Source organism: Sediminibacterium sp. GW821-FHT12F12 (assembly GCF_058806635.1).
Genome location: NZ_JBXAPW010000007.1, coordinates 185,438 through 196,455 on the forward strand (window position 1 = coordinate 185,438; position 11,018 = coordinate 196,455).

11 protein-coding genes are annotated in these 11,018 nt (G+C 44.9%); 6 read left to right on the plus strand and 5 right to left on the minus strand.

From position 1 onward, the window contains the following. Window positions 1-85 precede the first annotated feature (85 nt). Window positions 86-1,012, plus strand: coding sequence for an Abi family protein (locus AC1RNB_RS12015; protein ID WP_493083086.1), 927 nt, complete (start codon window positions 86-88; stop codon window positions 1,010-1,012). A 165-nt stretch (window positions 1,013-1,177) separates the two neighbouring features. Here AC1RNB_RS12015 and AC1RNB_RS12020 read toward each other — a convergent pair whose 3' ends face one another. From AC1RNB_RS12020 to AC1RNB_RS12035, 4 genes are read right to left on the minus strand one after another with little or no spacing between them, the layout of a single operon-like run. Further along, entirely contained in the window at window positions 1,178-1,816 is a 639-nt protein-coding gene (locus AC1RNB_RS12020) for a response regulator (protein WP_493083087.1), read from the minus strand. After that, a complete protein-coding gene (locus tag AC1RNB_RS12025) occupies window positions 1,813-2,595 on the minus strand; it encodes a sensor histidine kinase (RefSeq protein WP_493083088.1) in 783 nt (260 codons plus the stop codon). The genes AC1RNB_RS12020 and AC1RNB_RS12025 overlap by 4 nt, the downstream gene beginning before the upstream one ends. Then, on the minus strand, window positions 2,571-3,221 hold the full coding sequence (locus tag AC1RNB_RS12030; RefSeq protein ID WP_493083090.1) for a hypothetical protein: 651 nt from the start codon (window positions 3,219-3,221) through the stop codon (window positions 2,571-2,573). Before AC1RNB_RS12030 ends, AC1RNB_RS12025 begins: the two co-directional genes overlap by 25 nt. A 48-nt stretch (window positions 3,222-3,269) precedes the next feature. Then, window positions 3,270-3,539 (minus strand): hypothetical protein, encoded by a 270-nt coding sequence (locus AC1RNB_RS12035; protein ID WP_493083091.1) that lies wholly within the window; start codon window positions 3,537-3,539, stop codon window positions 3,270-3,272. Window positions 3,540-3,716: 177 nt separating this feature from the next. Between AC1RNB_RS12035 and AC1RNB_RS12040 the strand changes: the two genes are divergently transcribed. Both AC1RNB_RS12040 and AC1RNB_RS12045 read left to right on the plus strand, forming a co-directional pair. Beyond that, on the plus strand, window positions 3,717-4,727 hold the full coding sequence (locus tag AC1RNB_RS12040) for a CBASS cGAMP-activated phospholipase (protein WP_493083093.1): 1,011 nt from the start codon (window positions 3,717-3,719) through the stop codon (window positions 4,725-4,727). Between the two features lie 217 nt (window positions 4,728-4,944). After that, window positions 4,945-6,243, plus strand: a complete 1,299-nt coding sequence (locus AC1RNB_RS12045; RefSeq protein ID WP_493083094.1) for an MFS transporter — start codon at window positions 4,945-4,947, stop codon at window positions 6,241-6,243. Window positions 6,244-6,270: 27 nt separating this feature from the next. Here the strand turns inward: AC1RNB_RS12045 and feoB are convergent, their stop codons facing one another. Beyond that, window positions 6,271-8,385 (minus strand): ferrous iron transport protein B, encoded by a 2,115-nt coding sequence (feoB, locus tag AC1RNB_RS12050; protein ID WP_493083095.1) that lies wholly within the window; start codon window positions 8,383-8,385, stop codon window positions 6,271-6,273. A gap of 140 nt (window positions 8,386-8,525) precedes the next feature. Between feoB and AC1RNB_RS12055 the strand changes: the two genes are divergently transcribed. From AC1RNB_RS12055 to AC1RNB_RS12065, 3 genes are read left to right on the plus strand one after another with little or no spacing between them, the layout of a single operon-like run. Next, a complete protein-coding gene (locus AC1RNB_RS12055; RefSeq protein WP_493083096.1) occupies window positions 8,526-10,169 on the plus strand; it encodes a M28 family peptidase in 1,644 nt (547 codons plus the stop codon). A gap of 32 nt (window positions 10,170-10,201) precedes the next feature. Continuing rightward, on the plus strand, window positions 10,202-10,636 hold the full coding sequence (locus tag AC1RNB_RS12060) for an IPExxxVDY family protein (protein WP_493083098.1): 435 nt from the start codon (window positions 10,202-10,204) through the stop codon (window positions 10,634-10,636). Window positions 10,637-10,655: 19 nt separating this feature from the next. Then, complete coding sequence (locus AC1RNB_RS12065; RefSeq protein ID WP_493083099.1) at window positions 10,656-10,943, plus strand: 4a-hydroxytetrahydrobiopterin dehydratase; 288 nt, start codon at window positions 10,656-10,658, stop codon at window positions 10,941-10,943. Window positions 10,944-11,018 lie beyond the last annotated feature (75 nt).

Here is an 11,018-nt window from a genome sequence, read left to right on the forward strand (position 1 = left end):
TATTAATTCAAAAAACAAAGTACCTTTGTATTAACAGTACCCGCTATCATACCATAAGAACTGATAGCGGGTCATTTTTTTAGCTATGGCAAATAAACCTCCATTATCCGTAGCCGGGCAAATAACGCTACTAAAGCAAAGAGGAATGCTGTTCAGAGATGAGGCTAATGCTCCTCATTTTTTACAAAACATAAGTTACTACAGGCTTAAAGGTTATTGGTGGGATATGCAAGCCGATTATACGCTTCACACTTTTAATAGTAATACTTACTTTGAAGATATTGTTGACCGCTACAATTTTGACCGTCATCTGAGATTGATTCTTTTTGATGCAATTGAAAGAATAGAAATCTCTTTACGGACAAAAATGATTTATCATCTATCAATGAAATATGGGGGCTTATGGTATTTGAACCCGAATTTATTTGTTAGACAAAACGTTAACATTGTGGGTGCGACGAAAACAATTCATTTACATACAATCGATGAATTACGAAAGGAATTCGGCCGAAGTCAGGAAATATTTATTAAAGATCACCGGAATCGCTACCCAATGGAAGATGCCGATGCATGGAAAATTTTAGAAGTAGTTTCTATGGGAACTCTTTCCAAGCTGTATAAAAATCTTGAACACCAGCTTCCTGAAAAATCTACGATAGCTAAACAGATGGGCCTAAACCTTCATAGTGAACTTTCAAGTTGGCTGGAGGCTATTACGTATGTAAGAAATATAATTGCTCACCATTCAAGACTATGGAGTAGAAATATGGTAAAAAAGCCTGTTGAAAATCTAAACAATCCAATAGGGCAGTGGTTTCAAAACCCATTACTACCCGTACAGAGTAAAAAGCCCTTTCTTATAATATCCTGTATGCTCTACTTATGCAATTTTGTTACGCCCGGACATCATATAAAAACAAAGCTTCTTGAATTATTTGCTAACAGTTCAACTATTCCTATTTATAAACTTGGCTTTTTAAATAACTGGGAAAAAGAGCCAATCTGGAAATAAGCAGTGTGAACGCACAACGACAGTATTTGCAGAAGCAAGGACAGGAGTGAAATATAAGTCAAGTATTATTATCAAATGTGGTTTACAATTTGACCGAAGAAGCAAATAAAAATTATTGAGACAACCTAAAGTGTAGCCCGCCACTGCTTTTATACAAACACTCCCTCACGACAAACTCACCAACCCCTTCTTAATCGCTTCCATCGCTAACCCAACCCGGCTCTGCACTTTCAGTTTTCCGAACAATGATTCGCGGTAGCCATCAATGGTGCGCTCGCTGAGGCACATGGTGGCGGCAATTTCTTTGTAGGTTAGGTCGGAGCAGGCGTATTGCAGAAATATTTTTTCCTTTTCAGACAGTACCGGCGATTCCTGTTCAGTCATCAACAAACGGCGGAAATTAACATTACTGCTATCCGCATTGTAAAATCCCTTTTTATTGATTTCCTGTAAAGCCCTTTCCAGTTCGTCGGGGTGTGTTTCCTTGAGCAGGTAAGCACAACAGCCGGCTTTGATCATGTCAATGATCACCGTATCATTATCATTCATAGATAAAGCTACAAGTTTCATCTGCGGGTATTTGCTGTTCAGCCATTTGGCGGTTTCAACTCCATTCATCACCGGCATATTCACATCAATCAGCATAATAGAGGGAACTGAACCATCCCCTGCCAGCTTTTGCTGCACTTCTTTGCCATTCAGTGCTTCGAGCACCACATCGTACACTTTAAAACTCTTGAGCATCAGTCCCAGCGATTTCAGGAACAACTGGTGATCATCTACAATTCCGATCGGTGTTTTCATGGAGTGGATGGATTAACGGGTAATTGGATGGTAACCTGGGTGCCATTATTGATGGAAGAGAGCCAGCGCACCGTGCCACCCAGCAGTTTGGTGCGGTGTTTAATATTCAGTAGCCCTACGCTTTGTGTAATGGCCGCTTCATCAAAGCCGGTACCATCATCAGCGATAAAAATGGTGAGTAAACGGCTGTCTTCTTTGATCTTGATCTCGATGGTTTTGGCAAAAGCATGTTTCATGGCATTCTGTAACACTTCCTGCACAATACGGAAGAGAATGATCTGTTCGCTGGCTTTCATCGATAAAGTATCCGGCCGGTAAAGATTGATCTGCAGGCCCCGGGCTGCATTGATCCGACTGATCTCTGCTTCCAGGTTCTCGATAAAATTAAATTGCTGTAACCACTCTTTATTCAGCGATTTTGACAGGGAACGGATTTCCTGGATGGCTTTACCCAGTGTGTCATCCGCCATGAGTAAGGTTTCCGGCGGTTCGGGTAAGGAACGCTGGGTTAAACCGATCAGCAGTTTGGTGCTGTTTAATAACTGTCCCACATTGTCATGGATCTCGGTACTCAGCTGGTGCAGGGTTTCTTCCTGTGTTTCCAGCTGCGATTGCAGGAGCTGGTTCTCAAAATCGGCTTCCATGTTTTCTTTTTCCTTCAGGTGTTTCAGATCACGTTTCAGGTAAGCCACTACCAGCATTACAATAAACAGCGTGATCAGCAGCAGGATACTGGAGGCTGCCAAAATAATGCTTATGTTTTCTGATAGTTTTTGCATGAAAGACCGTAAATCGTGTAAATACAGAAAATGGTTAACAGTAAATTGTGGAACCGCCAGAGAATACCAATGATACTGGCTTCACGTACGATCAGGTATTTGTAAGAGATAAATATAAAAAAACTACCTGTATAGTACGTAAAAATCCCGATGATGATCCAGAAGAACGCGCTGTTGGTTAGTCCGGAGTATTTCGCATCTCTCACCAGCCGCCAGTAAAAAAATACCAGGCAATAAGCCGTAATGATAAAACTGGCCGAGGCAGAAATGGCACTGTTATACGTACCAATCCCGTCTCCATTGGCAATAGAAGTGGTAGCAAACCAGACAAACAGCAGGGAGGTGAACGGAAATATTTTTCTGATAAACTGATTGCCGATCTCATAAAACATGATGGATAAGATCACAAACGAGAGAATAATGTTTACGAGATACACCGAATAATTGGTGATGATCAGTTTTTCCAGAACAGTAGCCGTAAGGTTGGTCACAAACTGAACCACCACAAACCAGAAAATATAACGGAGCGCCCTCGGCAGCTGTTTGAAGGGTTTGATGAAAAACAATAAAGCCACCAGGGGCGCCCCGATATCTATATAATTAAGTATCGTAACGAAGATCTTCACAACTGTCTGTATCAATCGGTCATAAAATGCAGAGAAACCTTTGCCGTCTTATTCTGTACAGCCGGGAGGGAAAGGGCAGCCATTAATGGTTTCTTCTCCGCCGGTAACTGTTTTCTGCAAACTATCGGTGGGGTTTTCTTCTGCCAGGTGAGGTCTTGCTTTGATGCGGGCTATATTTACATAATGTTCAGCTCCCTTGGGCTTCTCTCTTATAATCTGTTGAGAAATGATAATTCCTTTTGCATTTGGGTTATCGGCCAGTAATTTGGCTAATTCATCGGCTTTGAAGTAAAATTCAATGCAACATTCGTGTGTCATGCTGTCGAGTTTTGGGGGTGAGGATATAGAACTTCAAATATTCAAAAAATTACGCAGATTATAACCGGGCTTTTTCTTCCGCTAATACGGGAAATTTCCCGTTGATTATATGGGAAATATGCCCTTTGAGAGCTGGCCGGAAAACAGGAAATTTATTGCATCCATCATCCTTCGTCTATGCCAACCTTCAATATCCTTTCGATCGATGGAGGCGGGCTGAGGGGCATTGTACCCATCAGCATCCTGCAAAAGATCGAATCAATGACCGGTAAAAAGGTACAGGATGTATTTGACATGATTGCCGGCACTTCTACCGGTGGCCTTATTGCCTGCTGTCTTACGCTGCGCGATGATAAACATCCGCTCAGTCCCAAGTATTCGCTTGAACAGATCGCAGATATCTACACGAGATACGGGAATACGATTTTTCCTACCCGTTCCGGGATTGATAAGATCCTGCATCGCATTGTAAGCCTGCTTGCCCCGTCGTATAGTCCCGAAGGGCTCGACCAGGTTTTGCGCCGATTCATCTCTCAGCAAACCATCAGCGAAGCATTGCGTCCGGTATTGGTATCTACTTATGATCTGAGCAGTAACCAGCCTGTTTTTTTCAAATCCAGCGAAGCGGCAGGCGATGCATCGGCCGATGCCAGGGTATACGATGTGTGCCGGGCCACTTCTGCAGCACCCACATATTTACCGGCTTACTCATTTACGCATAAGAACCAACTAATTACGGGAATTGACGGTGGTGTTTTTGTAAACAATCCCTCCATGGCGGCATTGGCAGAAGTGAGTAGGTATGGTAATGCGGGTTTCTATCAAAAAAGAGATGGTTCAGCTGTTATGTATGATGATATCCGGATCCTCTCACTCGGTACCGGCAGTTATGAGGGAACTATCAGTGAGGAAGAAGCGGTTAGCTGGGGACAATTGCAATGGATTACCCGCATCACAGATATTATGATGAAGGGTGTAAATAAAAGCACACATTACGAAACCCATGAAATGCTGGATCCGGGTAAATACCTGCGTTTATCCATTGAGATCCGGGATGAACAATATGCAGACATGGCCGATGCCCGGCCCGCCACCCGCCAGTACCTGCTGCAACAGGTGGCGGAACAGGTAACGGATAACCCGGTACAGCTAAACCTGCTGCAACAATTTTTATCAAACCTGCATTAGTTGAACGCTCCTCTCTGTGAAACTCCCCATCTCTGTTTCTCTGTGTTGAAAATGATCACTCATTCACAATCATCCTGCTATTGCTGTCTTTTTCAACACAGAGTAATGGAGGAACAGAGGGATACAGATTTTTTACTTGGTAATATTTATACGCCTGGTTTAATAGCACAATACCTTAAATAAGTATCTTGACACCGGCTTTCAACAGCTGATGTTTATGCAGGCAACCACAACTACTCATTCCGGCAAAAAGATCCGGGCCATCGTTAGCGGCTCCATTGGTAACCTGGTGGAATGGTACGACTGGTATGCATACGCAGCGTTCTCTTTATATTTCGCCCCTGTTTTTTTCCCGGGCAAAGATGCCACCGCCAATCTGTTGCAAACAGCCGGCATATTTGCTGTGGGTTTTCTGATGCGGCCTATTGGCGGCTGGTTGTTTGGCAGCCTGGCCGACAGAAAAGGAAGAAAATGGGCCATGACACTCTCGGTACTGATCATGTCGTTTGGTTCGTTGATGATTGCTGTTACTCCTTCGTATAACCAGATCGGTATTGCTGCTCCCATATTATTATTGCTCGCAAGATTACTGCAGGGATTAAGTGTAGGCGGCGAATATGGAACCGCTGCCACTTACCTCAGCGAAATGGCGGGAAAAGGCAGGCGCGGCTTTTTTTCCAGTTTTCAGTATGTAACCCTGATTGGCGGACAACTGGTAGCACTGGGTATACAGCTGATTTTGCAAAACCTTTTTCTCACGAACGAACAGATGCATAACTGGGGATGGCGCATTCCTTTTTTCATCGGTGCCCTGCTTTCGCTCGTGGCTTTTTACCTGCGCAGAAATATGGAAGAGACGGCAGATTTTGAAAAGAGCAAACACGCATCCAACGAACAGAAGGGATCTCTCAAAGAACTTTTACAACACCCCAAAGCAGTGGCTACTGTAGTGGGATTAACCCTGGGCGGCACCATCGCTTTTTATACCTACACCACGTATATGCAGAAGTTTCTGGTAAATACGGTACATCTCAGCAAAACCGAATCAACGCAGTTAACCTTTGCTTCCTTATTTATTTATGCGTTGCTACAACCGCTGTTCGGTGCTTTGTCAGACAGGATCGGCCGAAGGCCCTTACTGATCGGCTTTGGCATATTGGGTACCCTGTTAACTGTGCCTATCTTAACTATGCTCAGTCATACAACAGATCTCTTCTCTATTTTTTTGCTGATGATGGCTGCTCTCTTAATTGTAAGCGGATATACATCTATCAATGCAGTGGTAAAAGCAGAATTGTTTCCCGCTAAGATCCGTGCGTTGGGTGTGGGTTTTCCATATTCGGTAACAGTGGCGTTGTTTGGCGGTACGGCGGAATACCTCGCACTCTGGTTCAAAAATGCCGGTAACGAAACGGGTTACTACTGGTATACCACGGCCTGTATTTTTATTTCTTTGCTGGTGTATGTGTTTATGAAAGACACGAAAAAAACTTCGTTGATAGAGAAGGGGGCGTAGGTTCTATTCAACCACAGTGTAAAGTAGTTAACTGAATACCTGGTATACGATGAGGCTTAACACGTAAGCCAATCCTGTCATATACACAAACTGAAACACCGGCCATTTCCAGGTACGGGTTTCGCGTTTTACCACGGCCAGGGTACTCATACACTGCATGGCAAATACATAAAAGATCATGAGCGAGAAAGCCGCAGGTAGCGTGTACACTTTGCTGCCATTGGCATGCGTGGCCGCGGCCATTTTCTGGCGCAGCGAACTATCGTCAGATTCTTCCACACTATATAAAGTGGCCATGGTACCCACAAATACTTCCCTTGCGGCAAAGGAAGTGATGAGTGCGATCCCGATCTTCCAGTCATACCCCAGGGGTGTGATCACGGGTTCAATGGATTTACCCAATATACCTGCGTAGGAGTTCTGTAATTTTTCGGAAGAGAGCTGTTTTTCCAGCGAATCTACTTTTGCGGGTTGTTGCTGTATCAGTGCGGCATATTTGGCCTCTACTTTTTCCATCCGGTTGCCGGGTCCGTACGAACTCAGGAACCAGAGCAGCAGACTGATGATCATGATAATTTTTCCGGCATCAAACACAAAGATCCTCGCTTTTTCTACCATGGTAATACCCACATTCTTCCAGCGTGGGGCACGGTAAATGGGCAGTTCCAGGATAAAGAAACTTTTTTCCTTGATCCTGATAAACCACTTCATCACATAACTTACGATCAGTGCCATCACGGTTCCCATCAGGTACAAAGCCATCATTACCAGACCCTGTACACTCAGAAAACCGAAATAATAATTATCATCTACCACCAGCGAGATCAGAATCGTGTACACCGGTAATCGGGCACTGCAACTCATTAAAGGGGTTACCAGTATGGTTAAGAGTCTTTCTTTTTTGTTCTCAATATTCCGGGCGCTCATGATGGCCGGTACGGCACAGGCAAAACCGCTGATCATGGGCATCACACTTTTACCGTTCAGTCCTACTTTACGCATCAGCTTATCACTGAGAAAACTGATACGGGCCATATAACCGGTGTCTTCCAGAATAGTAATCAATCCGAACAGGATCATGATCTGCGGAATAAATACCAGGATGCCGCTGAGTCCGGCCACAATCCCATTAATAAAGAGATCGCTCCACCAGGCTTTTGGCAGATGGGCATTTAACCAGGTGGTGCTTTGGGTAAACAACCATTCAATCCCGTCCATCGGAAACTGGGCCAGCCAGAAAATGCTCTGGAACAGGAGAAAGAGAACGGATAATAATATTACATAACCCCAGGTGCGGTGCAGCAGCAGGTTATCCAGTTTATCGGAGAACATTTTTTTCTCCAGTGGCCCGGGTTCTACCACATGCTTCTGCATGATCTGGCGGATGCGGGTATACCGCTGCATGATCTCTTCTGCCTGCGTTTTGGTAGGATTGAACCGGTTATCGATCTCTATCTGTTCTACAATTTCCTGCTCCTTTTCGGTTAACGGGAAGTTTTCGTGGTTGATGAGGTAATGAATGCCCGCATAATCACTCAGCTTCGGAAACAGCAGTTGAACGGCTTCGATGGCAGCTGGTGCCAGTTTGCGGGTGTCCATAAAATCGCGGACCTGTGTGCCCGGGTTCATTTTGGCCACCTGTGCCAATACTTTTCTGATATCGCCCAGTCCTTTGTTCTTCCGCGGGTTCACGGCCACAATCGGAATACCCAACTCGGCCTGCAGGCCATTGATATCTATTTCTATGTCTTTTTTAGCAGCAATATCGGTCATGGTCAAAGCCATCACCACGGGAACTTTCAGGTCAATGATCTGGCTGCAGAACAGCAGGTTTCTTTTCAGGTTACTGGCATCGGCTACCAGTAATACAATATCGGGTTTGATTTCTGCATCGGCCCCCATCAATACTTTATAGGCCACCCATTCATCTCCCCTGCGGGGATAGAGACTGTAGGTGCCTGGCAGGTCTATCAGCTCGGCAGGTAAACCGGGCTCAAGTTGTATATGTCCGGTCTTTTTATCAACCGTAACACCCGGAAAATTACCCACTTTCTGGTTCAGGCCCGTTAAGGCATTGAACAGCGAGGTTTTTCCGCTATTCGGGTTACCAACCAGGGCAATATGTAAGGCAGGTGTAGACAAATGGATTGAATGGTTGCAAAAGTAGCCGCAAAGAAGGGGTATGAGTTACGAGATTGGGAACAGAATCTGACCGATTTTGGTAATGGGTAGCAATAAGACCATATCATCCACTTATTTTTGCGGCATAAACTGAACCTTGTATGAAACAAATACTGCTGGTACTGGTATTGGTGCCCGTTTTTTCCTTTTCTCAAAGCAAGCGCAAAAAACGCCTCGCCGAAGAAAAAGCCAATGCAGAACTGGTTACCAACCTCTCGGCGCATGTACAATACCTGGCCGATGATAAACTGGAAGGCAGAAGATCCGGATCAAAAGGAGAAGAACTGGCCATGCAGTATATTATACAGCAGTACACCCAGATGGGAATCGAACCCAAAGGCAACCAGGGGTTTATACAGGAATTTCCGGTAGATGAAGGCCGCCAGATAGACCCTGCCAGTTTTGTAACCGTGGAAGGGAAAACCCTGTTATTGGGAAAAGAATACCAGCCCCTGGCTTTTAGTGGCACCGGAAAGGTAAAAGGTAATCCCGCCATGGCTCTCAGCGAAGCGAGGCAACCCTGGTTCAAAGACCTGAAAGACCTGCTGGAAGAAAACAGGACCAATCCGCATTTTGATATAGAAGAAGAGATCAAAAAAACGGCCAATACCGTGGCCGCGAAAGGTGCCACCGCCTTGTTTGTGTATAATACATCTACCCTTACAGATAATATCCGCTATAACAAAAACGATAAAAGCCAGGCGCTGAAAATCCCTGTGATCTATATCACCAAAGAAGGCTATGATGCTTATTTTTCTGATCATGCTGCAACACTGTCTGTAGAACTGGCGGTGTTTATTGCCGAGAAAAAAAGAACTGCCCGCAACCTGGTGGGTTTTATCAATAACAACGCAGCAAATACCGTGATCCTGGGTGCACATTACGATCACCTGGGATATGGGGAAGATAAAACAGCACTCGATACCGGCCACCTGATCCACAACGGAGCAGATGACAATGCCAGCGGCACAGCAGCCCTGATAGAGCTGGCGAGAATGCTGAAGAAAAAAGCGCCGGTGAATAACAATTACCTCATCATCAATTTTTCAGGCGAAGAGCTGGGATTATTGGGGAGTAAATACTGGTTAGACAATCCCACCACCAACATCACGCCTAATTATATGATCAATATGGATATGGTGGGCAGGTACGATACATCGCATAAACTCACCATTGGCGGTTATGGCACTTCACCCGTATGGGGCGAAGTGTTCAGCAAAACTGCTACTACACTGGTAACCCGTTTCGATAGCACTGGCAGCGGTCCCAGCGATCATGCTGCTTTTTACCGGAAAGACATGCCCGTATTATTTCTCTTCACCGGCAGCCACAGCGACTACCACAAAGCCACCGATGATTGGGACAAGATCAATTACACCGGTCAGCGCGATATTGTAAAACTGGTATACCAGATCATTGAAACAACAGACAGCAAAGGCAAACTTCCCTTTACCAAAACCAAAGACCCGCAAACCGGCCGAAGCAGCGGGTTCAAAGTAAGCCTGGGTGTGATCCCCGATTATGGTTTTACCGGAACCGGTATGCGGATAGATGGGGTTAGTCCGGGTAAACTGGCCGAAAAGATCGGCCTGCAAACAGGAGATATTCTGTTACAGCTGGGCGAGTATACTTTTATAGATGTGAACAGTTATATGCAATCTTTGGGTAAATTCAACAAAGGTGATAAGACCCAGTTGAAGATCAAAAGAGGCAAGGAAGAAAAAACATTCGATATCGTATTCTAAATCACCTCTGCGCAGAGGTTTAATACAGTTATATGCGGCTTAGACTGGATATAGAAGAACTGAATGATGACTTCTTTGAAGACACCCGTTTACTGGGTATTACGGCTCCGGTAAAGAATTACCAGTTCTGCCTGCAGCTGAATAACCAGCTGGGGTATCATTTCCGTCTCAACAACGATATTGAGATCCATCTCCGCAGAAAAGAGCGCAGTTATTATTTCTCGGTATACCAATCGCCCGAACCCAATAGTTTTTTGGTGCATTACCTCTATCATAACCACTGCGATGGTGAATACCTGTTACCCGAATTCAAACACATGGATTTTTTGTGGCTGATGAAGGGAGACCTGGTAGATGCAGAGAAAGGGGAGTGGATCAAACAATCGGTCCGGAATATGAATGGTGTACAGCTGGTAGCCGAACTGACCAATGAGCAGATCAGGAATAAAGGGAATATGGTGTTTTAACTTTATCGGTACACTGTACATGCTACAGAAAGCATACCTTACCAATACAGCACTCAATTGTACAACTATGTGGACCGAAGAAAACAATACCCTCTACCGCAAATTCACTTTTACTGATTTTTCAGCAGCTTTTGCCTTTATGACAAGGGTAGCGCTCGAAGCCGAAAAAGCCAACCACCATCCCCGCTGGACCAATGTCTGGAACACCGTAGAGATCTGGTTAAACACGCACGATGAAGGAGATGTGGTTACTGCCAAAGACCATGCGTTGGCAAAAGCGATTGACAGACTGCTGGAGAACAGATGAACGCAGAACGCAGAACGCAGAACGCAGAACGCAGAACGCAGAACGCAGAACGCAGAACGCAGAACGCAGAACGCA

Coding starts and splice junctions, on each gene's coding strand:
- AC1RNB_RS12020 (WP_493083087.1), bottom strand. CDS start 1,816: ATGAAAACACCGATCGGAATTGTAGATGATCACCAGTTGTTCCTGAAA.
- AC1RNB_RS12060 (WP_493083098.1), top strand. CDS start 10,202: ATGCGGCTTAGACTGGATATAGAAGAACTGAATGATGACTTCTTTGAA.
- AC1RNB_RS12015 (WP_493083086.1), top strand. CDS start 86: ATGGCAAATAAACCTCCATTATCCGTAGCCGGGCAAATAACGCTACTA.
- AC1RNB_RS12065 (WP_493083099.1), top strand. CDS start 10,656: ATGCTACAGAAAGCATACCTTACCAATACAGCACTCAATTGTACAACT.
- AC1RNB_RS12040 (WP_493083093.1), top strand. CDS start 3,717: ATGCCAACCTTCAATATCCTTTCGATCGATGGAGGCGGGCTGAGGGGC.
- AC1RNB_RS12035 (WP_493083091.1), bottom strand. CDS start 3,539: ATGACACACGAATGTTGCATTGAATTTTACTTCAAAGCCGATGAATTA.
- AC1RNB_RS12025 (WP_493083088.1), bottom strand. CDS start 2,595: ATGCAAAAACTATCAGAAAACATAAGCATTATTTTGGCAGCCTCCAGT.
- AC1RNB_RS12045 (WP_493083094.1), top strand. CDS start 4,945: ATGCAGGCAACCACAACTACTCATTCCGGCAAAAAGATCCGGGCCATC.
- AC1RNB_RS12055 (WP_493083096.1), top strand. CDS start 8,526: ATGAAACAAATACTGCTGGTACTGGTATTGGTGCCCGTTTTTTCCTTT.